Below are 21,110 nucleotides of genomic sequence, written 5' to 3'. Positions count from 1 at the left end.
ATTTATTGTTTAGGTAATATTCATAATCATGTTGATTATTAATTGTTTATCTATAAAAATTATAGGTGTAATTGATAGTTGCTAATTTGTTTAGTATTTTGAATTTACTTATAAGTAGTTTTATATAAATTTTTACTTTAGATAGATATTTTAATAGTTTGATTTTCAGATATATAATTTATAAAATATATTTTATAAATTACTTTTTTAACCGACATTTAAGCCGATTTATATCATAATCCAGCGGTATTTTTGGGTAGTTATTTTTAAGTGATTTCAATACACAAATCGCGTTCGGAAATTTGCTCTGAAATCGCTCTAAATTTTTTAAATGTATACCGAGGTGCTTTCGGTGCTGCGTGCCTTAGAGCGGCTTAAAATGCGTCTATAGCATTTGATGTTTATCCCCCACTGGCAGGTATGGCATAAGAATAATGAGAAACGGACGATAGAAATTAACTGATTTTGGAGCGCGGTGTTAAGCGGTTTTACGCTTTTGCACTTGCTTTTTTGCCACGGGAAAAAGGAAGATCGTAGACAAAATTATTACCGCACCGATCCAGAATCCGCCCGTCATTTTGTTGATGTCGCCAAAGAAAACAAACGACATCAGGATACCATATACCGGCTCAAGGTTGGTGATCAGTGCTACGCGGAATGCAGAAAGTTCGCGCATGACAGACACCCCGGCTACGTAGGCCAGCGATGTGCAGATGGTACCCAAAAGCAAAAGGTAGCCAATATCCGAGGGTTTTAAAATCATGCTTTTGTTAAATCCGCCGGTAAAAAAAAGATATAAACTGGTCCAGAAAAAGGCCCCCATTAACTCGAAAAATGAGATGACTGCCGGCTCGATTTGCTTTACCTGTTTGGAATTAATGATAGAAAAAGTAGAAGAAAGCAAGGCGCTCAATAGGCCTGCTATAATGCCCTTAGTGTATTGAGTCTCGAATTTAAAGATCAGATATATCCCCAAAATGATCAATAGTCCGGCGATAATTTCGAGTTTTGAAATGCGGGTTTTGTTAAAAACAGGCTCCAAAATTGCCGTAAAAAGCGTCATAGACGATAAGCAAACCAGTGCTACGGGTACCGTCGAAAGCTTGATAGAAGCGAAAAAAAGTATCCAGTGCCCACCCACCAATGCCCCGGTAAAGAACAATTTCCAGAAGTTTTTTGAGCCGATTTTGAAGCCTGTTTTATTAAATTTAAAGTATAAAAAGAGCGACAGAAGCGCAATAAGTACCCGAAACCACACTAATTGTACCGCAGAAATGCTTATCAGGGCGCCTAAAATGCTTGTAAAACCCCATATAAATACCGTGAAATGGAGTATCAATAAGTTTTTATTGATCTGTGCGATTCTCGTTGGGTTATGGCTAGCCATTACTTAGGCGCTTTATACAATAAATATGCGCCAAATACGCCGAATAATACGTTTGGCAAACCCGCCGCTACAAAGGAATTTAATCCGCTTTTGATAGCAAAAACCAGGGCAAATTTATCTACAACGATATAAGCAAAGCACAGAAAAAGGCCTATACCCAAAGGTAGCCCGATACCCCCACGTACCTTTCTGGACGATATAGAAACACCGATTAAGGTAAGCACAAAGGCTGCAAATGGATATAGGAAACGGCGCCATTTTTCGTACTCCATGTCTTTTAAATTACCGGCCCCACGTATCTTTTCCTTAACGATATTTTTGTTTAATTCGCGCAGGGACATGGCCGAATATATGTTATCATAGGCTTCAAAATCGGCGGGATAAAGCTCAAGCGTTGTGTCTTTTTGGGGAATATGTTCTAATAATTTTTCGCGGAAACCGTTTATATAACGTACCGAATAATCATGCAGGGTCCACTTTCTTTTTAATGAATCGTAAGTGATAGTATTGGCTATTGTACGTTCACGCAGTTCATCGCCGTCAAACTTTTCGAGTACAAATTGATAACCGACATGTGAGCTGTTATCATAAGAATCCACATATACGTACGTGCGCTTATCCAACTTTAAATGTACCTGGCTTTTCTGTTCGTTGCCATTAAATTCGTTGGCATTTTCAAAGGTTACCTTTAGGTGATTGGTATACGGAATCAGGAACAAATATGCCAATAACCAGACCACAAATATCAAAGTAGCCGACACAAAATAAGGCCGTAAAAATCTGTTGAAGCTGGCTTTTCCGCTCAATATCGGGATGATCTCAGTTTGGTTGGCCATCTTTGCTGTAAAGAAGATTACAGCCAGAAACACAATTAGCGGCGACAGCAGATTGATGTAAAAAGGTATGAAGCCCGCGTAATATTTAAACACAATATCATACAGCGTATCATGGTGTGTGAGGAAGTTATCCAGGTGTTCTGACACGTCAAAAACAACCGATATACCTATTACTATCCCCAGGGTAAATACAAAAGTGCCCAGGAATTTCTTGATAATATACCAGTCTATTATGGTTATGTAGCGGTCTAAAAATTGCTTCATTATAGTCTTTGTGCCAAGCGGTCAACCATTGTTTTTTTCCAGTTGTAAAACTCTCCGCTGATGATTTTTTCGCGGGCAGTTTTAACCAGCCATAAGTAAAAATGCAGGTTGTGCAGGGTGGCAATTTGTGCGCCCAGCATTTCGCCGCTATGTATTAAATGCCTTAAATAGGCCTTGGTGTAAAACTTATCCGAGGCCAGGTCGCTATCTGCTTCAATAGCCGAAAAATCGTTTTTCCACTTCTCGTTTTTGATATTGATGATGCCGTTTTTGGTAAATAACATACCGTTGCGGGCATTGCGGGTTGGCATTACACAATCAAACATATCTACTCCTAAAGCTATATTTTCCAATATATTAACCGGTGTGCCTACACCCATTAAATAACGTGGTTTTTGCGCTGGTAATATATCGCAGACTAATTCGGTCATCGCATACATTTCTTCAGCCGGTTCACCTACTGAAAGACCACCTATGGCATTGCCCTCGCGCTCGAACGATGCGATAACTTCGGCCGATTTTACGCGCAGATCTTTATAAACCGACCCCTGTACAATAGGAAAAAGTGTTTGACTATAGCCGTATTTTGGTTCGGTGCTGTCAAAACGTTCGCAGCAGCGTTTTAACCAGCGATGCGTCATTTCTATCGACTTTTTAGCATAAATATAGTCGCAGGGATAAGGCGTACATTCGTCAAAAGCCATAATAATATCGGCGCCGATAGTGCGCTGGATATCCATCACATTCTCGGGTGTAAACAGGTGTTTTGACCCGTCAATATGCGAGCGAAAGGTTACGCCCTCTTCCTTAATCTTGCGTACTTCGCTTAAACTATATACCTGGTAGCCGCCGCTATCGGTTAAGATCGGGCCATCCCAGCCATTAAATTTATGCAGCCCGCCGGCGCTTTCCAATACGTCGAGGCCGGGGCGCAAGTATAAATGATAGGTATTTCCGAGGATGATCTGCGCCTGGATATCGTTTTTTAATTCGTGCTGATGAACCGCTTTTACCGTGCCGGCTGTGCCTACGGGCATAAAAATAGGGGTTTGTATGGAACCGTGATCAGTGGTGATCTCGCCGGCACGTGCTTTAGATAGCGGATCTTGTGCTTGTAACTTAAATTTCATTCGTGCACCAAAAATAGTCATTTTTGGCGGTTCATTGGTTCACTGGTTCATTAGTTCATTGGGCCTGGCTTGGGGGTATTATATAAGGTATGGTTTGAACGATTAAAAATGAGGTGTCACCCCGAGGCACTCGAAGGGCGAGCGCTGGCTTTTGCCCTGATGCTTCGAGCGCCTCAGCATGATGCTCGGCACGCGTTCCTTAAAAAGATACCACCCGTTAACTAAATGAACTAATGAACCGTGAACCAATAAACTAATTGCCAATCACCGTTTTCAGCCTTTGTCTGAAAACGCTATCTTAGCGGGATATTTAACAAGTATTGGAAACATATATTCGGCTTACATTATTCGTTGTTTTTCTGCTGGTATTTATAGTCCAGCTTTATTATCTCATTAGTAACTATAAATCGCTTTCGGCCTATAAGGTTACAAATGAGCTGCCCGAGGTTACAATACCTATATCGGTGGTTATTAGCGCCCGTAATGAGTCGAAAAACCTTGCCGAAAATCTGCCTTATATTTTACAGCAAGACTATCCCGATTTTGAGGTGGTAGTGGTTAATGATTGCTCGTATGACGACTCGGAAGACGTGCTTAAGGCTTTGAAAATTCAATATCCGCAGCTAAAAATAGTAACTATAACCGAGCACGACCGCTTTAAAACCGGTAAGAAATTCGCGCTGACACTGGGGATAAAGGCTGCTAAAAACGAGCATTTGCTGTTTACCGATGCCGATTGTAAACCGGCTTCTCAGCACTGGGTTGCCCGTATGGCGGCCCGCTTTACAGGCGATACGCAGATAGTTTTAGGTTATTCGCCCTACTATAAAACCGGCGGTTTTTTAAATGCTATTATTCGTTTTGAAACACTGAAAACTGCCATTAATTACCTGTCTGCAGCTTTGAACGGCGGCGCTTACATGGGTATTGGCCGTAACCTGGCTTATACTAAAACCTTATTTTTTGCTAATAAAGGTTTTGCAGCGCATATGCATGTACTATCGGGCGATGATGACTTGTTTGTGAATCAAAATGCTACATCTACCAATACAACTATAGAGATACATCCTGATACTTTTATGTATACCGATGCCAAATCAAGTTTTGGTTCGCTATTCAGACAGAAAAAAAGGCACATGGGGGTAGGTAAACTATACAAAGCCGGTCACCGCCGTATGCTGAGTCTGGATGCTTTAAGCGGACTTTTATTTTATGCGTTGTTTATTTGTTGCTTAGTATATTACTTTGAGCCAATACTGGCATTGGGTTTGTTTGTGTTTAGGTGGATAATACAAATACTGATTTACCGCAAGACGTTTAAAAAGTTAAATGCCATGTCGCAGATCTGGTATCTGCCAATTCTTGATTTTGTTTATTACATTTATATCAGTTTCTTTGGGCTGGTGGGCACCTTTGTAAAAACTACTCAATGGAAATAAATTCCAATTTTACCGAGAACGCGAAGAACGATTTTCACCTGGTGGTAAAGGCCCGGGAGGGAAGTCAGAAGGCATATGCCGACCTAATGCAGCGTTATAAAGACTCTATTTATTTCATGGTTTTGAAAATGGTGAACAACAAAGAGGACGCTATGGACCTTACCGTTGAAACCTTTGCCAAGGCCTTTGAAAAACTTGATAAATACCAGCCTGAGTTTGCTTTCAGCACCTGGCTGTTTAGGGTGGCAACCAATAACTGTATCGATTTTATCCGCAAAAAAAAGCTGCACACCACCTCAATACACGGCATGACCGACGAAGATGGCGAGGAAATACCATTACAGATAAAAGCCGACACGCTGAACCCAGAAGAGTCATCCATCAAAAAACAGCAAACAGAGGAGTTAAAGCTGCTGATACAAAGTTTACCGCCACGTTACCGCAAGCTGATCACGCTGCGTTATTTTGATGAGTTATCATACGAAGAAATAGCCCAGCAACTTGACCTGCCTTTGGGTACCGTTAAGGCGCAATTATTCAGAGCCAGATACCTGCTTGGCAATATCATAAACCGTTTAGACAGGGATGACATCTGAGCAGCTTTTTACTTATTTCCCCAATCTTAGCGAAAAGCAGAAACAGCAGTTTGAACAATTGCCCGCCCTGTATGAGTTTTGGAACAACCAGATCAATGTAATATCCCGCAAGGATATTGACCAATTGTTTGAGCGGCATGTGCTGCACTCGTTAGGGATTGCCAAAGTAATGCCTTTTTTGCCAGGCGAGAGTGTGCTTGATGTGGGCACGGGGGGCGGTTTTCCAGGCATCCCGCTGGCTATATTATTTCCGGAAACTAAATTTTACCTGGTAGATTCTATTGGTAAAAAGATAAAAGTAGTGCAGGAAGTGGCTAAAGCTTTGGGCCTTCAAAATGTTCGTGCCGCACACTCGCGCGCCGAGCAGGTCAATGAAAAGTTTGATTTCATTGTATCGCGCGCGGTAACCCGTCTGGGCGAATTTTATCCCTGGATTAGCGGAAAATTTAGTAAACATTCAAAAAATAAGCTACCTAACGGCATACTTTACCTGAAAGGCGGCGACCTCACCGATGAGATCAGGGAATCAGGTCTGGAGGTGGCCCAATATTATCTGAAGGATTATTACAGCGAAGAATTTTTCGATACTAAACAGGTTATTTACGTAAAGGGATAGCAGAGATGCAATGCATCGCCTCTCTACGGGGCAAAAGCGTAATTTGCTTCTTTAATAATTATAATTCTTTAGTACTTCCTACAGGTGGCGGCGGAGGCGGCATTTTCTTTTTCTTGATCAGGTCAATAGGGTTTGGTGGTGGCGGTGGTGTCTGTGGGTTATCAGTCGATATTATCCCCTCGTCTTTTTTATCCTTTCTACCTTTCCTATGGGTTGTTATTGATTTCTTTTTAAATGGATTCAGCTTCTGCAGCAACTCGCCGGGTGGGGGCGGAGCCTGAGGCGGCGGAGGCGCCTGCGCAAGTGCTGCGCTGCCAAAGCCCACAACGCCAAAACTTAATGCGCCGGCCAGCAATACTTTTGCTGCAGACTTTTTTATTGATCTTTTTTTGTCGGTCTGCATGGTAATTGGTTTATATTGATCACTTAAAAATAACACCACAAGGCCGACTTTAGTTTGAAAAAAATGCCGGAGGTTTGCCCGGCATTAATAATTGTGATGAGCGGTAGGTATTTAGTTCTTCTTTAGTTTTACGTAGCCACGGATAACAACTTCGTTTAATATTTTCAAACCATTTGGTGAGGGTATATTGTTTGGATTATATTCGAATGTCTTTGGCTCAGTTTCACTTGCAGGCAGCGAAATTGAAATAGCTGATAAGCTGCCATCTTCGTAGCCAAGTGTGAAAAATACCGGAACTACCCAGTTCCCGGGCATTTTCTTAATAACGGCGCTCTGTTTTATTACGCTGAATACTTCTTCGCTTAGGCTATTAGAAATACTTCTGACAATTTTCAGATATTGAAGATTTCCATTATCATCAACTGAAAAAATAGCAATTACCCTCCCGGTGATGTTCCTTTCGCGAGTTATAGCGGGATACTTAATATGGTCTCCCAAATCTTTACCAAATTGTTCATATAACTGCAGGTTTGTAGAATCTGGTTGTGCAATGGTGTTTTGAACCAGTTTTTTGGTGACTATACTATGGCCGCTGAAAATTTTCACACCATTTTTAGCTTTATTACCCCATTTTTTGATGGCCCAGTCGGTATTGGCGGGGACATCAAGCCTGGAATCAGCTGCAAACTATTTTTATAGTTTTTTTTTGAAAGTGCTTGGTTTGAGGATAAAAAGGGGAGATTATTCTATAAATGGTATGTTGCCCGCTTAGCGATAATAGCGGATACCGGGTAATGTGGCTAGGCCTGTGAGTATGAGCGTATAGCGCGGGCAAAGGGAACGCCCTCATAGTGTATAACGTCACCCTTAACGATATGTAGATCACGACTAATCAATCAATAGCTAACACAACATCTGTTTCCACAATTATTTGCACATCCCTCCATCTTCTCTTATTTTGCACCTTTACACTAATACCATGTCACAACTACACCAGGTCGCAATAACTTTTCTGAAAAACATCGGCGCTACATTGGGCAAGGTGATGGTAAGCCATCTGGGGAGCGCCGAAGCTGTATTCAACGCATCGGCCAATAAACTGTTAACCGTTCCTGGCGTCGGCGAGAAGACCGTACGTGAACTGAACTTTGACGAAGCTCTGAAAAAAGCCGCGACCGAGTTGGAATTTGTTAAGAAGAACGACATCGACGTTTTATTTTATACAGACCCGCGTTATCCAAAGAGACTAAAGAATTGTTTCGACGCGCCCATCTTATTATATAGTAAGGGAAACGCCGATTTAAATACACGAAAAATTGTAAGCATAGTTGGCACCCGCAACGCTACAGATTACGGCAGAGAGCTTTGCCAGGAACTGGTAGCTGAGTTGCAGCAATATGATATATTAATAGTAAGTGGACTTGCGCATGGCATCGATGTCATCGCCCATAAAGAGTGCCTGAAACATAACATGAGCACGATAGGCGTTTTAGGACATGGTTTAGACAAGATGTACCCGGCGGCCAATAAACATACGGCCGACAAAATGCTGGAAAAAGGCGGCTTGTTAACCGAGTATCCATCGGGCGTGCCCGCCGGCCCGGCAAACTTCCCGGCGCGCAACCGCATCGTGGCCGGTATGGCCGATGCTACCGTTGTTGTGGAGGCGAGTATTAAAGGCGGCGCACTGATCACGGCCGAAATTGCCAATTCTTATAACCGCGATGTGTTTGCTTTTCCGGGCAGATTAAATGATACCTATTCAGAAGGCTGCAACTTTTTGATCCGGAATAATAAGGCCAGTTTACTCACTTGCGTGGCCGACCTGGCTTACAGCATGGGTTGGGAGAGAGCTGAAGATGCGAAACCTGTAGAACAATTTCTGCTTCCATTAGATCTGTCGGACGATGAACGGAATATCTTTTACATCCTGCAACAAAACAACGCCCCAATGGCAATAGATGACCTTACCATCAAAACCAATATGCCCATGAGCCAATTGGCGATGAATTTATTGAATATGGAAATGCAGGGATTTATCAAGTCATTGCCGGGGAAGATGTATAAATGCTAAAGATCTTCTCCAAACCCTCTCCGGGAGGGGGGCTTCGAATATGGCTTTATAAAATTAGAGATCGTCCTGAAGAAAGATCTTTCAAAAATATCATTCCTAATCCTCCCCCGGGGAGGATTAGGAGCAGTGTCAGGCTCTTCTGATAATACCTAAAAGTAAAGCTATAACAGCTATCACCAGTAATACGTGGATAATGCCGCCGGCGGAATAGTAAAAGAATCCTAATGCCCATCCTATAATCAGGATCACTGCGATAATGTATAATAAGCCTCTCATTTTATTATGTTTTTATTGTGAGTAATTAAGTAATTAGAGGGCTTATATCTAAAACTATTCCAAAACTAAAAACCCCGTGCCAATTATGTTAGGCGCGGGGTTTTTATATAGTTTTATAGACGATTAATATTCGTCTTCGTTAAAAAAGAAGTCATCCTTTGTAGGGTAATCAGGCCATATTTCTTCAATATTCTCATAAGGCTCACCATCGTCTTCTAATGCTTGCAAGTTTTCAATTACTTCAACAGGGGCGCCAGAGCGTATAGCATAATCAATTAATTCGTCTTTTGTGGCAGGCCAGGGTGCATCCTCCAGGTGAGATGCTAATTCAAGTGTCCAGTACATATTCTTATTCGATGATTTAGTTAATTTTTAAAAACTGTCAATTTTGGCAAAAGTATAATATTTTTAGTTTGATTATCAATATATTTTTTTAATTTTTTTTAATACGTGGTATCCATTGGTTCTCAGGTATTTTGTTGTCATTTGACAGTTTACGGGCCAACGTAAACAAGTAATCACTCAGCCGGTTTAGATAAATGATCACCTTGGCTTCAACTTCACTTTCTTCGGCCAGGTGCACCGCCAACCGCTCGGCGCGGCGGCATACGCAGCGGCCTATGTGGCAATAAGATATGGCAGTGCTTCCGCCCGGTAAAATAAAATGTTTAAGTTCGGGCAGCAGGGTGTTGATCTGGTCGATCTCATTTTCCAGTGCCTCAATATCTGCAATATACAGGTCGGGTATTGTCATTTTAGACTTTTCAGGATCAGAGGCCAGCAACGCCCCTATGGTAAACAGTCTGTCTTGTATCTCCTTCAGGAAATCTTTGTCGTGAGCAGCAATATCCTGGTCGCATAGCAAACCAATATAGCTGTTCAATTCATCAATGGTGCCATAACTTTCAATGCGCAAGTGATGCTTAGGCACTCGTGTACCGCCTATTAATGATGTAAAACCTTTGTCGCCTGTTTTGGTATATATCTTCATGAGGTGTTCAGGCAATTTATAAATATTGATTTAAACATGCTAATAAATACGTATTAAATTATGCTTGCTTTAAACTTGCCTTTATATTTACAATAATTAATCAATACCAAATCTTTACGCTGTGAAACATATCATCCTGTCATCTAAATTCATATTGCTAGCGGCTTTTGCCGTGGTATTGTTCAGTGTAAGTTGCGGTAATACAACAGCACCCGTAACCAATGCTTCGTCTGCATTTAACTTAGTTACAGAAAAGCAGTTCAATGAGTTGTTTCCGCAGCGCGATAAATTTTATAGCTACGCCGCTTTTGTCAAAGCTATTGACGAATTGGGTAGGATAAAAATGAAGATTACCCGCAGGGCAGTTTCGGTGTATCAGTTTATCCGAACCGATAAATCAACCGGTACAACTACCAGGATACGCCGGGATGTTGACTGGAACGAAGCCTGGGCCAAATCAAAGCCGGATAGTACCTATATCATAGACTATGGCAATTTCTGCACCGAACGCGATCTGCTTACCAACAAAAAAGAGCTTGCAGCTTTTTTTGCTAACGTTGCACACGAAACCCGTCATGGCATGAATGGCAGCTACACCGACGGATTAATGCTTACCCACGAAGCCGACACCACCCTGAATTATTTTGGTGAAAGCGATGAATATCCGCCCGCAAAGGGTAAGAAATATTACGGCCGCGGACCGATGCAATTAAGCTATAACGGCAATTACGGTTATGCGTCCGATTGTATTTTTGGCGATCATAAAATATTACTGAATAATCCAGATCTGATTACGCAAGACCCGGTTGTGGCGTTTAAAGTCGCTATCTATTTCTGGATGACACCGCAAACACGTAAGCCATCGGCACATGACGTAATGATAGGCAAGTGGCAGCCCAATGCTGCCGACAAAGCTGCAGGCCGCGCTCCGGGTTTTGGAATGGTAATTAATATTATTAATGGCGCTTTAGAATGTGGGTTAGGCGAGAATAATCCCGGTATGACCGACCGTATTGGTTTTTACCAGCATTTTTTAACCAAGCTTGGTATTAGCGATCCTAATTGCGTTTGCTCTTGTGCGAAAATGCAGCATTATTAATAAATTTTTTATTGCGAGCATAGCGTGGCAATCGCGGTGAAAGTGTCCGAAGCTATTCGCGATGGCTTTGTCACTCCTCCTTGCAATGACAATTGGATATAGAAAAGATTTTCTACATTAGCACAAACACCAGCCAATTCTATGGAAAACTACGCTTTTGAAACCGAAGGGCTTAGCCAGGACGATATCAACCGCTTTAATGAAACCTACCAAAAACTTCGCGAGGAATTTAACATCCTGCCTACCGGGCACATTGATTTTGATTTGCCTCAATTTAAGGCTTTCAGAAACTGCTCGGACGTTAATCTGCGCGGCTCTTACGTCATCAAGCGCGATTGCGGCGACTCTTACATTCTGTTTGTTCAGGTACAATATAAGTTAAGTGATAAACAGGTAGCGCAGCACCAGGAAGCACAGGTTTGGGGTTTGACTTATTTAAAGCATAATTTTGGCGGGGTGGTTATCCGCCGTGAGACATTGACTGATAAAATATTAGAGCTTATACATCCTCATGAACTCGATTTTGACGAGGATAAACCGTTCAGCAATACGTTTTATGTGGTGGTTAACGATTATTTAAAGGCCACAGCAGGCATGACCCGCGATTTCCGCAACGCAGTAATGGACATCCGCGATAACGATTTCCTAATCGAAATTGTCGACCATACGCTGCTTATCGGTAACTACGATCCCATTATTCCCGAAAAGTCATTACATATTGCCGAGTTCGTCGAGCGTATGGCTGAGGCTTGCTGGGGTGGGATGGAGTAACCAATTTTTGTCATCGAAGGATCTGCGCGCTATGCTGGCAAAGCGATTATACAGATCGGCGGATGCTTCGTGCTTTAGCACTACAACTTTCATAAATTGGTGGTTGTAAACCCCTGATCATGAAAAGGATGTCATTCATATTGCTCATCGCCTTTCAATCGGCATTGCGCAGAAAGATTACTACACAATCCCGCTTCTATCAACTATCTGCACGTTGGTATTGATATAATCGCGCTCAATCAATCCGTCGCGCATGCGCACTATGCGGTGGGCATGCATAGCAATATCTTCTTCGTGTGTCACCAGAATAATAGTGTTGCCTTTGGCATGAATGTCTTCCATCAGGCTCATGATCTCGATAGATGTTTTGGTATCCAGGTTACCCGTAGGCTCATCAGCCAGGATAATGGATGGGTTATTAATTAGCGCACGGGCCACGGCGACACGCTGTCGCTGTCCGCCCGACAGCTCATTAGGGCGGTGGTCGGTACGATTGCCAAGGCCAACGTTTTCCAAGGCCTTTTTTGCTCGCGCCTTTCGGTCATCTTTATTGATACCGGCATAAATAAGCGGCAGTGCTACATTATCTAAAGCGGTGTTTCGGGGTAGGAGGTTAAATGTCTGGAAAACAAAGCCAATCTCAGAGTTGCGCACTTCGGCCAACTCGTTGTCGGTCATGTGGCTGACGTTGATGCCATTCAGGATGTACTCTCCCTTGCTTGGAGTATCCAGGCAGCCCAGTATATTCATCAGGGTTGACTTGCCTGATCCTGAGGGGCCCATCAATGCTACAAATTCGCCCTTATTTATAGTAAGCGATACCGACTTAAGTGCGTGAATTACTTCGGCACCTATTACATATTTGCGTCCGATATCTTTAAGGGTTATTAGTGGCTCCATGCGTTTTTGTTCTTTGACAATTACAGGGGGATATTGTTACAGTATTAGTCAGGAAGTTGGTTAGTCAGAAAGTCCGAAAGTCTGTAGTGAGTAAGGCGAAGCTGCAAATTATCTTTTCGGACATTCCGACTAACCTACCCAATCACTTTTGCTACCAAAAAGTATTTGTCGTCATGCTTTGGTGCGTTTTTAAGGCCTTCTTCAACGGTAATCTCTTGTTTAACTACATCGTCGCGAAAAACATTGACCTCGTCTGAAAGGTATACCAGCGGCTCAACGCCGGCGGTATCTATTTCGTTAAGCTTCGCCATAAAATCAAGGATCTTGTTCATATCGCCAATCATTTCCTGTTTTTCGGTTGCCGAAAGTTCAAGGCGGGCAAGGTGAGCTATCTTATCTACGGTTTCGCTGTCAATATTCATGTTATACTAATTTATTTTGGATGATGGCGTGCACGCGGTCGCGTAGCTCATCGGCATCATCATCAGTTAAACCGGCTGTCTCTACCGGCTTATGGACAAATATATGGCAAATTCCCGGTTTACTGCCATACTTAAGACCGGTATCCCATAAAACTTGCCAGGTATCGGGCGACGACACCGGGATGATCGGTATTTTTAGTTCAATTGCCATACGAAATGGTCCGTTTTTAAACTCATGCAGTTGGGGTGGGTATTGATGAGGGATACGCCCCTCGGGAAATATAATTACCGAAGTACCTTCGGCCAATGCTTCCGATGCTTTTTTAAAGGCGCGGTATGATGACATCTTACTTTTGCGATTCACCGGTATGTCTACCGTCTTGAAGAACAGGCGGGTAATAAAGTTATTCAGCAGTTCTTCCTTGCCCATAAAGCTATGTTGATTGTTACGAACCAAAATAGTCATAGCCGTAATATCCAGGTTTGAGGTATGGTTTGGGCAGATGATGTAAGTCCGGTTCCAGTCGATAGGCGCTTCATATTCAAAACTGTAAAAAACACCCACCAGTAGTGAGCTTACCAAACCCCATGTACGACGTATGGCGTTCATGTGTTTGTAATTACGCTTGTTACGCGACAAAAGGTATAAAAACGGAAAAGCCACTGCATAGGTTAAAGCTACTGATGTTATGTACAAATAGCAGTGTACTTTTCTCAATATTATTTTCATCGCCCTCAAAAATATAAAAAATACTTACTTTCGCCGCTATGGAAACTGTTGTCAGCGGAATAAGATCAACCGGAAATTTACACTTGGGTAATTACTATGGTGCCATACAGAATTTTGTGAAAATGCAGCATGAATATAATTGCTACTTTTTCATTGCCGATCTGCATTCGCTTACTACACACCCGACGCCCGATAACCTGCACAGTAACGTAAAAAGCGTATTGATAGAGTATCTGGCTGCGGGTATCGACCCGGATAAAGCTACAATTTATGTACAGTCGGACGTGCCTGAAGTTGCCGAGTTATATCTTTATTTAAACATGAACGCCTACCTGGGCGAGTTGGAGCGCAGTACCTCATTTAAAGATAAAGTACGCGCGCATCCTGATAATGTAAATGCCGGCTTGTTAACTTACCCGGTGTTAATGGCAGCTGATATCTTGATCCATCGCGCTACTAAAGTGCCTGTAGGTAAAGACCAGGAGCAACATTTGGAAATGGCTCGTACGTTTGGTAACCGCTTTAATCGTTTGTATAAGCACGAATACTTTCCCGAACCATATGCCTTTAACTTTAGCAATAATCTGGTGAAGATTCCGGGGCTTGACGGTAAGGGTAAAATGGGAAAATCGGAAGGTGAGGGCAATGCTATATTTTTAAGTGATACACCTGAGGCTATCCGCAAAAAAGTGATGCGTGCTGTTACTGATAGCGGCCCGACAGTTGAGAATCAACAAAAGCCCGAAGAGATACAAAACCTTTTTGACCTGATGAAAGTGGTTTCAACGCCGGACACTATAGCGCACTTTGATAATCTGTATAACACTATGCAGATACGCTACGGCGACCTAAAAAAACAACTTGCCGAGGATATGGTCAATGCTACAGCGCCAATTCGCGAACGTATCAATGACATAGCTGCTAATGCAGACTACTTACGCAAGGTGGCCAGCCAGGGTGCCGAAAAAGCCCGCGAAAGCGCCTCAAAAACTATCAAAGAGGTGAGGGAAATCATTGGGTTCAGGGATTTTTGAGGAGCCCTCCTGAATCCTCCTCCGGGAGAGGGCTTAACTGGCGCAGCTTACAAATCAACACTTCTTAAAAACCCTTCTTTTGGGGAGATTTAGAGGGGTGTTTGAATTTTAACATTCAAATTATATCTTTAGCCAATATGCATATAGCAATTGTTGGAAATATCGGGGCCGGTAAAACTACGCTTACAGAGTTGCTGGCCAAAAATTATGGCTGGGAGCCGTTATATGAAGCTGTAGATAATAATCCGTACCTGGAAGATTTTTACAGCGACATGAAACGCTGGAGCTTTAACCTGCAGATCTATTTTCTGAATAGCCGTTACCGCCAGATCATTGAGATACAGAAGAGCGGCAGGAATATCTTACAGGATCGTACTATTTATGAAGACGCGTACATATTTGCAGAAAACCTGCACGATATGGGCCTCATGACTACCCGCGATTACGAAAACTATGAGTCCATTTTTAATAACATTACCGAATACATCAAACCGCCCGATCTGCTGGTTTACCTAAAAGCGTCAGTGCCTACGCTGGTAAATAATATCCAGCGCCGCGGCCGTGAGTATGAGATAGGTATCCGCATAGATTATCTTTCAAAACTGAACGAGAAATACGACAAGTGGATCAATAACTATAAATTGGGTAAACTATTGGTATTAGATAAGGATAACCTTGACTTTGCCAATAATCCGGAGGACCTGGGTACTATTATCCAGATGGTTGAACGGGAGATAAACGGGTTGTTTTAATTCCTTATTTGTCATTGCCGCGCTACGCTCGCAATGACAATATTTTTATAATATGAACATTCTCGGTATCATTCCAGCGCGTTACGCATCATCACGTTTTCCCGGTAAACCTTTGGTTGATATTGGGGGCAAAACCATGATACAGCGGGTTTACGAGCAGGCTAAGAAATGCGATCATTTAACAGAAGTTATCGTAGCTACAGATGATGACCGGATATATAAGCATGTAACTGATTTTGGCGGCGTAGCTGTAATGACCAGATCTGACCACCAAAGCGGTACCGACCGTTGCGCCGAGGTTGCCGCTGCGCATCCGCAACATCATGTGGTGATCAATATTCAGGGGGATGAACCTTATATCGACCCGGAGCAGATCGCTAAGCTGGCTACCTGTTTTAACTCGCCAGATGTACAGATAGCCACGCTGGTAAAACGCATAAAAGACGAGCAGGAATTGCATAACCCCAACACACCGAAAGTAATTGTCACCAAACAGAGCGAGGCGGCTTATTTCTCGCGGTCGGCCATACCGCATATCCGCAACGAGGAGCCGCAGAACTGGCTGGAGTTTTACCCTTACTTTAAACATATTGGTATCTATGGCTACCGGGCCGATGTCTTGCAGGAGATCACCCGATTGCCGATTTCTGGCCTGGAGAAAGCCGAAGCTTTAGAGCAATTGCGTTGGATTGAAAATGGCTATCGCATAAAAGTGGCCGAGACCGAGCTGGAAACTTATGCGGTAGATACGCCGGAGGATTTATTGAATCTGAAATTCTGATAAAAGAGAATCAACCCAAACCGACCGTAAAACTGATACCTCATAACAGCAGATGATCCATTTTGCGAGTGTGTATCAATTTGGATCATTTGGATCACTCTTGCTTTTCAAACTATTGATAATGAATAAATTGTATTTTTAATCCTGAATTGGTGGATCACTTTGGATCACTAAAAATGACTTATAAGTCTGATTTGGATCACGGCGCGCAGTCGTCATTATTTTATCTTACTATACAAAGCCGCCACCTTACTGCGACACTCATTAAGTAAAATAACGCCTTGCGTCAGGTTATCAATTACCTTATGCCTAAAAGCTTTATGTCGTATGTTTTGTGCTGCCTGGCGCAATAGTTCATCATTTTCATAGATCCTGAAATCGAGTACATTATAAATTTCGGCGCTGTTAAAATCGGGCAACCTGAGGTTGTCTATCTGCGGACGATTATTTAGCAGTATATTTTTCATATCCACCAGGTTTTGCTGCATGATGCGGTAGGTGTTAGGGAAGTGATGGTCTTTAAACCCACCGTGGTTTATCAGGTTGATCAGGTTGTTTTGGTTGATGATAAGCACGCCCACCTTTTTGTTAAAATTAACTGCAAATGTTTTCATGCCGATACGATCGGGCCGGCGGGCAATTATATCGGCATTGTCATAAAGTTTTGAAAATAGTTTTGACATCATATTGAGCGAGTACAGGTATCGTGCATAAGCGTCGCGATTGGACACGCGGGCAAAATTTGTTTGGGCTATTAACAAAAAAGTAAGCAGTAGCAGTGTTTTTTTCATGCAGGTTCATTTCTTATTAGTTATGTAAAAAGCAATAATTTCTCGTTTTGTTTAAATAAAATATTGTTACTGGTTATTACTCAAGGCCTTTTCAATAATTATAATTTCATCCGTCAAACCCCAAAAAAGTTCTTACTTTTGTATCCCGTACACAAACAAATGGTGCAGGCCTAAAACCGGCGCCAAAATCAAAATTCAGATGACTAAATACATATTTGTTACGGGCGGTGTTACCTCTTCGTTAGGAAAAGGCATTATCTCAGCTTCACTGGCAAAACTTTTACAGGCGCGCGGCTACAGCGTAACCATTCAAAAGTTCGACCCTTATATCAATATCGATCCGGGAACATTAAACCCCTACGAGCATGGCGAGTGCTATGTTACCGAGGACGGCGCCGAAACCGACCTTGATTTAGGCCACTACGAGCGCTTTTTAAATACGCCGACATCGCAGGCAAATAACATCACTACCGGTCGTATTTATCAAAATGTCATCAATAAAGAGCGTGAGGGGGCTTTCCTGGGGAAAACCGTACAGGTAGTTCCGCATATTACCGACGAGATCAAGCGCAATATCCGCATACTGGGCGAGGACGGCAAGTACGACATCGTGATCACCGAATTAGGTGGCACCGTGGGCGATATCGAGTCGCTGCCTTATATCGAGGCGGTGCGCCAGTTCAGATGGGAGATAGGCTCAGGTAACTCGCTGGTTATCCACTTAACACTGATACCTTTCCTGGCTGCGGCGGGCGAGCTGAAAACCAAACCTACCCAGCACTCGGTTAAAATGTTGCTGGAGTATGGTATACAGCCTGATATCCTGGTTTGCCGTACAGAGCATCACCTCAATATGGATATCCGTAAAAAGATAGCCTTGTTTTGTAACGTAAACATTAACGCGGTTATTGAATCGGTTGATGCTTCGACCATTTACGATGTACCGTTGCTGATGTTGAAAGAGCAACTGGATAAAACGGTATTGACCAAGTTAAAGCTTGCGCATAAAGTAGAGCCTGATCTGGAAAACTGGAAAGATTTCCTGGGGCGCTTAAAAAACCCGACATCCGAAGTTAAAATAGGCCTGGTGGGTAAATATGTTGAATTGCCTGATGCCTATAAATCAATCATTGAATCGTTTATACACGCCGGCGCTAAAAACGAGTGCAAGGTGCGTGTAACATATATCCCGTCAGAGACTCTAACTCCAGATAATGCGATCGATAAATTGCAGGGCTTACACGGTGTACTGGTAGCACCGGGTTTTGGCGAGCGGGGTTTTGAAGGTAAGATAGAGGCTATCCGTTATGTGCGTGAGAACAATATCCCGTTTTTTGGTATCTGTTTAGGTATGCAATGTGCGGTAGTTGAGTTTGGCCGCAACGTGTTGGGATTAAAAGACGCCAGCAGTACGGAGATGAATCCGGACACATCAAATCCGGTGATTGCCATGATGGAGGAACAGAAAAAAGTGATAAATAAAGGTGGTACCATGCGTTTGGGCTCATATCCCTGCGATTTAAAGAAAGGGACCAAGGCATTTGCCATTTACGGTCATCAGCATATTACAGAGCGTCACCGTCATCGCTATGAGTTTAATAATGAATACCTTAAGAAATATGAAGCTGCCGGCATGATTCCGTCGGGTATTAACCCCGAGAGTAATCTGGTTGAGATCGTCGAACTTAAAAATCACCCGTTTTTTGTGGGTGCACAGTTTCATCCCGAATTAAAATCAACAGTTGCTAATCCGCACCCACTTTTTATTAACTTTGTCGCCGCTTCAATGGCCTATGCGCGTAAGAAGTAAGTAATTGAGTACGAAACGATAGAAATGGATAGAAATACATTTACAGGATTATTCCTGATCATGATTATTATTTTCGGATCATTCTGGTTATTCAAACCGTCTGATGCGCAATTAAAAAAAGAGGCCGAATTACAGGCGCAGCTAAAACAAGGTAAAAAACAAGGCAGCAATAAAATAGTTAAACTTGATACCGCAAAGCTGGCTCCAAAGACGGTTGATTCGGCTGCTTTAAAGGCACCTTTTGGGTCTACACTTGAGGGTATCGAAAAGCTGGTTACTGTTGAAAATAAAGACCTGCGTATAAAGCTAAGTACCCGCGGTGGCCGCATTTATTCAGTTGAGTTAAAGCAGTTTAAAACTGCCGACAACAAACCACTGATTCTATTTGATGGCGACGCCAATAAATTTGGTTTTAACTTTGCAGCCGGTGTTGCCAATGTAAATACTAACGACCATTATTTTACACCAAGCGCTGAAGGTTTACAAGTTGCCGGGCAGGATTCGTCGTCCATCACTATGCGTTTAAGCTACAGCCCCACACAGTATATCGACTATATATACAGCCTGAAGGGCGAAGGTTATAAAGTAGGCTTTGTGATTAAAGCTACCGGCCTGGATAACGTCATTGCCAACACAAGCAGCCTTACCCTGAACTGGGAAAGCAGTTTGCACAGACTGGAAAAGAGTATGCAACTTGACCGTCAGTATTCAATGATCCAGTATTATGATACTAATAATGATTTTGATTATTTCGGCGATACTAAGGACGATATAAAAGATATTGCTGATAAAAAACTGCAATGGGTATCGTTTAAGCAGCACTTCTTCTCGAGCGTGTTGTTAAGCAAAGATGGTTTTAGCAAATCAAGCCTGTCTGTAGCTACAGATACCAGCAACCATGCCGATATTAAACAATTAAAAGCAAACTTAACGGTAGCCCGTAACAGCAATGGTACTTATCCGTTTGAGTTTTATTTTAGCCCTAACCGCTACTCGCTGTTAGCAAGCGAAGGCCATGGTTTTGAAAAACAAATTAACCTGGGTTGGGGGCCGCTTAAATATATTAACCGCGTTGCGGTTATTCCGGTATTTAACGTGCTAACCAAATTTAACTGGAATTATGGTCTGATTATTCTGGCACTAACTATCATTTTGAAATTGGTTTTATCTCCTCTTACTTATAAGTCATACCTTTCAATGGCCAAAATGAGGGTTTTAAAACCGGAAATGGATGAGATCAAGGCCAAAGTAGGGGATGATAACCCGACGCTATTACAACAAGAGTATCTCAAGCTATATAAGAAAGCCGGAGTAAACCCGCTGGGCGGATGTTTGCCGTTGGTGCTGCAAATGCCGATAGTTATTGCATTCTTCCGTTTCTTTCCGGGATTGTTTGAACTTCGGGGGCAAAGCTTCTTGTGGATGCATGACCTTTCAACTTACGACTCATTCATCACTTTTGGTTTCAATATCCCATTCCTGGGTGACCACCTGAGTTTGATGTGCGTGCTGATGACAATATCCACACTGATTTATACCTATTTCAATAACCAGATATCGGGTGTAAGCGGGCAGATGAAATATATTGGTTATATCACTCCAATTATCTTTTTGGGGGCGCTGAACGGGTATCCGGCAGGTTTGAACTATTACTACTTCCTGGCTAACATGTTTACCTTCTTACAACAATATATTATTCGTTTAATGGTTGACGACAAGAAAATCCACAGCCAGATCCAGGAAAACAAAAAGAAGCCTGAAGACAAAAAGAAAAAATCTGGCTTCGCCACTCGTATGGAAGAAATGATGCGCCAGCAACAACAGGCCCAGACGGGAGCGAAGAAAGGAAAATAGCGATTGGAGATTTAAAAATCTGGAGACGGCTTGCGATTTTCGCGGGCCGTTTTTGCTTTATTGCACACCCGGGGCTGAAGATCTGGGTTTATAGGGGCTGTTTCAAAACGCACAGCCACGGTACTATACACATGCCACCACATACCCAGTTTCG

Annotated in this window: 23 protein-coding genes; 11 read left to right on the top strand and 12 right to left on the bottom strand. The window is 42.6% G+C overall.

What is annotated here, in order from left to right; all coding sequences use genetic code 11:
* Positions 1 to 478: 478 nt before the first annotated feature.
* Genes ABD772_RS03420 through tgt form a run of 3 tightly spaced genes read right to left on the bottom strand, consistent with a single transcriptional unit; the run spans position 479 to position 3,617 of the window.
* Positions 479 to 1,387: a DMT family transporter gene (locus ABD772_RS03420; RefSeq protein ID WP_345101032.1), complete on the bottom strand. Its 909-nt coding sequence runs from the start codon at positions 1,385 to 1,387 to the stop codon at positions 479 to 481.
* Positions 1,387 to 2,487 (bottom strand): LptF/LptG family permease, encoded by a 1,101-nt coding sequence (locus ABD772_RS03415; protein WP_345101031.1) that lies wholly within the window; start codon positions 2,485 to 2,487, stop codon positions 1,387 to 1,389. Before ABD772_RS03415 ends, ABD772_RS03420 begins: the two co-directional genes overlap by 1 nt.
* On the bottom strand, positions 2,487 to 3,617 hold the full coding sequence (gene tgt / locus ABD772_RS03410; RefSeq protein WP_345101030.1) for a tRNA guanosine(34) transglycosylase Tgt: 1,131 nt from the start codon (positions 3,615 to 3,617) through the stop codon (positions 2,487 to 2,489). The genes ABD772_RS03415 and tgt overlap by 1 nt, the downstream gene beginning before the upstream one ends.
* 320 nt (positions 3,618 to 3,937) lie before the next feature.
* Between tgt and ABD772_RS03405 the strand changes: the two genes are divergently transcribed.
* The 3 genes from ABD772_RS03405 to rsmG are packed head-to-tail and all read left to right on the top strand — an operon-like array spanning position 3,938 to position 6,268.
* Complete coding sequence (locus ABD772_RS03405; RefSeq protein WP_345101029.1) at positions 3,938 to 5,056, top strand: glycosyltransferase; 1,119 nt, start codon at positions 3,938 to 3,940, stop codon at positions 5,054 to 5,056.
* Positions 5,047 to 5,652: an RNA polymerase sigma factor gene (locus ABD772_RS03400; RefSeq protein WP_345101028.1), complete on the top strand. Its 606-nt coding sequence runs from the start codon at positions 5,047 to 5,049 to the stop codon at positions 5,650 to 5,652. The genes ABD772_RS03405 and ABD772_RS03400 overlap by 10 nt, the downstream gene beginning before the upstream one ends.
* Entirely contained in the window at positions 5,642 to 6,268 is a 627-nt protein-coding gene (gene rsmG, locus ABD772_RS03395) for a 16S rRNA (guanine(527)-N(7))-methyltransferase RsmG (RefSeq protein ID WP_345101027.1), read from the top strand. The genes ABD772_RS03400 and rsmG overlap by 11 nt, the downstream gene beginning before the upstream one ends.
* A 58-nt stretch (positions 6,269 to 6,326) precedes the next feature.
* Here the strand turns inward: rsmG and ABD772_RS03390 are convergent, their stop codons facing one another.
* Complete coding sequence (locus tag ABD772_RS03390) at positions 6,327 to 6,671, bottom strand: hypothetical protein (protein ID WP_345101026.1); 345 nt, start codon at positions 6,669 to 6,671, stop codon at positions 6,327 to 6,329.
* A gap of 111 nt (positions 6,672 to 6,782) precedes the next feature.
* The gene (locus ABD772_RS03385) at positions 6,783 to 7,277 is read right to left on the bottom strand and encodes an energy transducer TonB (RefSeq protein WP_345101025.1); all 495 of its coding nucleotides are present in this window, start codon (positions 7,275 to 7,277) and stop codon (positions 6,783 to 6,785) included.
* A 373-nt stretch (positions 7,278 to 7,650) separates the two neighbouring features.
* On the opposite strand from ABD772_RS03385, the gene dprA reads away from it, so the two are divergent.
* On the top strand, positions 7,651 to 8,745 hold the full coding sequence (gene dprA, locus ABD772_RS03380) for a DNA-processing protein DprA (protein WP_345101024.1): 1,095 nt from the start codon (positions 7,651 to 7,653) through the stop codon (positions 8,743 to 8,745).
* Between the two features lie 129 nt (positions 8,746 to 8,874).
* On the opposite strand, the gene ABD772_RS03375 is transcribed toward dprA, so the two are convergent.
* From ABD772_RS03375 to ABD772_RS03365, 3 genes are all read right to left on the bottom strand, one after another.
* The gene (locus ABD772_RS03375) at positions 8,875 to 9,021 is read right to left on the bottom strand and encodes a lmo0937 family membrane protein (RefSeq protein ID WP_345101023.1); all 147 of its coding nucleotides are present in this window, start codon (positions 9,019 to 9,021) and stop codon (positions 8,875 to 8,877) included.
* A gap of 123 nt (positions 9,022 to 9,144) precedes the next feature.
* Positions 9,145 to 9,366: a DUF2795 domain-containing protein gene (locus tag ABD772_RS03370; RefSeq protein ID WP_002996718.1), complete on the bottom strand. Its 222-nt coding sequence runs from the start codon at positions 9,364 to 9,366 to the stop codon at positions 9,145 to 9,147.
* An 88-nt stretch (positions 9,367 to 9,454) separates the two neighbouring features.
* Entirely contained in the window at positions 9,455 to 10,012 is a 558-nt protein-coding gene (locus ABD772_RS03365; RefSeq protein WP_345101022.1) for a cob(I)yrinic acid a,c-diamide adenosyltransferase, read from the bottom strand.
* Positions 10,013 to 10,133: 121 nt separating this feature from the next.
* On the opposite strand from ABD772_RS03365, the gene ABD772_RS03360 reads away from it, so the two are divergent.
* Both ABD772_RS03360 and ABD772_RS03355 read left to right on the top strand, forming a co-directional pair.
* Entirely contained in the window at positions 10,134 to 11,111 is a 978-nt protein-coding gene (locus tag ABD772_RS03360; RefSeq protein WP_345101021.1) for a chitinase, read from the top strand.
* Between the two features lie 141 nt (positions 11,112 to 11,252).
* Positions 11,253 to 11,882 (top strand): hypothetical protein, encoded by a 630-nt coding sequence (locus ABD772_RS03355; protein WP_345101020.1) that lies wholly within the window; start codon positions 11,253 to 11,255, stop codon positions 11,880 to 11,882.
* Positions 11,883 to 12,062: 180 nt separating this feature from the next.
* Here the strand turns inward: ABD772_RS03355 and ABD772_RS03350 are convergent, their stop codons facing one another.
* From ABD772_RS03350 to ABD772_RS03340, 3 genes are all read right to left on the bottom strand, one after another.
* The gene (locus ABD772_RS03350) at positions 12,063 to 12,782 is read right to left on the bottom strand and encodes an ABC transporter ATP-binding protein (RefSeq protein ID WP_345101019.1); all 720 of its coding nucleotides are present in this window, start codon (positions 12,780 to 12,782) and stop codon (positions 12,063 to 12,065) included.
* A 134-nt stretch (positions 12,783 to 12,916) separates the two neighbouring features.
* Positions 12,917 to 13,204, bottom strand: coding sequence for an Asp-tRNA(Asn)/Glu-tRNA(Gln) amidotransferase subunit GatC (gatC, locus tag ABD772_RS03345; RefSeq protein ID WP_345101018.1), 288 nt, complete (start codon positions 13,202 to 13,204; stop codon positions 12,917 to 12,919).
* Position 13,205: 1 nt separating this feature from the next.
* Complete coding sequence (locus ABD772_RS03340) at positions 13,206 to 13,922, bottom strand: lysophospholipid acyltransferase family protein (RefSeq protein ID WP_345101017.1); 717 nt, start codon at positions 13,920 to 13,922, stop codon at positions 13,206 to 13,208.
* Positions 13,923 to 13,972: 50 nt separating this feature from the next.
* Between ABD772_RS03340 and trpS the strand changes: the two genes are divergently transcribed.
* From trpS to kdsB, 3 genes are all read left to right on the top strand, one after another.
* Positions 13,973 to 14,968 (top strand): tryptophan--tRNA ligase, encoded by a 996-nt coding sequence (gene trpS, locus ABD772_RS03335; protein WP_345101016.1) that lies wholly within the window; start codon positions 13,973 to 13,975, stop codon positions 14,966 to 14,968.
* A 137-nt stretch (positions 14,969 to 15,105) separates the two neighbouring features.
* Positions 15,106 to 15,720: a deoxynucleoside kinase gene (locus tag ABD772_RS03330; RefSeq protein ID WP_345101015.1), complete on the top strand. Its 615-nt coding sequence runs from the start codon at positions 15,106 to 15,108 to the stop codon at positions 15,718 to 15,720.
* A gap of 52 nt (positions 15,721 to 15,772) precedes the next feature.
* Positions 15,773 to 16,501, top strand: coding sequence for a 3-deoxy-manno-octulosonate cytidylyltransferase (gene kdsB / locus ABD772_RS03325; RefSeq protein WP_345101014.1), 729 nt, complete (start codon positions 15,773 to 15,775; stop codon positions 16,499 to 16,501).
* A gap of 218 nt (positions 16,502 to 16,719) precedes the next feature.
* On the opposite strand, the gene ABD772_RS03320 is transcribed toward kdsB, so the two are convergent.
* Entirely contained in the window at positions 16,720 to 17,292 is a 573-nt protein-coding gene (locus ABD772_RS03320; protein WP_345101013.1) for a hypothetical protein, read from the bottom strand.
* 199 nt (positions 17,293 to 17,491) lie between these two features.
* On the opposite strand from ABD772_RS03320, the gene pyrG reads away from it, so the two are divergent.
* Together pyrG and yidC are read left to right on the top strand one after the other, a co-directional pair.
* On the top strand, positions 17,492 to 19,102 hold the full coding sequence (gene pyrG, locus ABD772_RS03315; RefSeq protein WP_345101012.1) for a CTP synthase: 1,611 nt from the start codon (positions 17,492 to 17,494) through the stop codon (positions 19,100 to 19,102).
* 24 nt (positions 19,103 to 19,126) lie between these two features.
* Positions 19,127 to 20,956: a membrane protein insertase YidC gene (yidC, locus tag ABD772_RS03310; RefSeq protein WP_345101011.1), complete on the top strand. Its 1,830-nt coding sequence runs from the start codon at positions 19,127 to 19,129 to the stop codon at positions 20,954 to 20,956.
* The last annotated feature ends 154 nt before the right edge of the window (positions 20,957 to 21,110 follow it).

The organism is Mucilaginibacter panaciglaebae, assembly GCF_039539265.1.
GTDB classification, from domain to species: domain Bacteria; phylum Bacteroidota; class Bacteroidia; order Sphingobacteriales; family Sphingobacteriaceae; genus Mucilaginibacter; species Mucilaginibacter panaciglaebae.
This window is presented reverse-complemented; position numbering and strand designations above follow the sequence as displayed.

Coding starts and splice junctions, on each gene's coding strand:
- ABD772_RS03420 (WP_345101032.1), bottom strand. CDS start 1,387: ATGGCTAGCCATAACCCAACGAGAATCGCACAGATCAATAAAAACTTA.
- ABD772_RS03415 (WP_345101031.1), bottom strand. CDS start 2,487: ATGAAGCAATTTTTAGACCGCTACATAACCATAATAGACTGGTATATT.
- tgt (WP_345101030.1), bottom strand. CDS start 3,617: ATGAAATTTAAGTTACAAGCACAAGATCCGCTATCTAAAGCACGTGCC.
- ABD772_RS03400 (WP_345101028.1), top strand. CDS start 5,047: ATGGAAATAAATTCCAATTTTACCGAGAACGCGAAGAACGATTTTCAC.
- rsmG (WP_345101027.1), top strand. CDS start 5,642: ATGACATCTGAGCAGCTTTTTACTTATTTCCCCAATCTTAGCGAAAAG.
- ABD772_RS03390 (WP_345101026.1), bottom strand. CDS start 6,671: ATGCAGACCGACAAAAAAAGATCAATAAAAAAGTCTGCAGCAAAAGTA.
- dprA (WP_345101024.1), top strand. CDS start 7,651: ATGTCACAACTACACCAGGTCGCAATAACTTTTCTGAAAAACATCGGC.
- ABD772_RS03375 (WP_345101023.1), bottom strand. CDS start 9,021: ATGAGAGGCTTATTATACATTATCGCAGTGATCCTGATTATAGGATGG.
- ABD772_RS03370 (WP_002996718.1), bottom strand. CDS start 9,366: ATGTACTGGACACTTGAATTAGCATCTCACCTGGAGGATGCACCCTGG.
- ABD772_RS03365 (WP_345101022.1), bottom strand. CDS start 10,012: ATGAAGATATATACCAAAACAGGCGACAAAGGTTTTACATCATTAATA.
- ABD772_RS03355 (WP_345101020.1), top strand. CDS start 11,253: ATGGAAAACTACGCTTTTGAAACCGAAGGGCTTAGCCAGGACGATATC.
- ABD772_RS03350 (WP_345101019.1), bottom strand. CDS start 12,782: ATGGAGCCACTAATAACCCTTAAAGATATCGGACGCAAATATGTAATA.
- gatC (WP_345101018.1), bottom strand. CDS start 13,204: ATGAATATTGACAGCGAAACCGTAGATAAGATAGCTCACCTTGCCCGC.
- trpS (WP_345101016.1), top strand. CDS start 13,973: ATGGAAACTGTTGTCAGCGGAATAAGATCAACCGGAAATTTACACTTG.
- ABD772_RS03330 (WP_345101015.1), top strand. CDS start 15,106: ATGCATATAGCAATTGTTGGAAATATCGGGGCCGGTAAAACTACGCTT.
- kdsB (WP_345101014.1), top strand. CDS start 15,773: ATGAACATTCTCGGTATCATTCCAGCGCGTTACGCATCATCACGTTTT.
- ABD772_RS03320 (WP_345101013.1), bottom strand. CDS start 17,292: ATGAAAAAAACACTGCTACTGCTTACTTTTTTGTTAATAGCCCAAACA.
- pyrG (WP_345101012.1), top strand. CDS start 17,492: ATGACTAAATACATATTTGTTACGGGCGGTGTTACCTCTTCGTTAGGA.
- yidC (WP_345101011.1), top strand. CDS start 19,127: ATGGATAGAAATACATTTACAGGATTATTCCTGATCATGATTATTATT.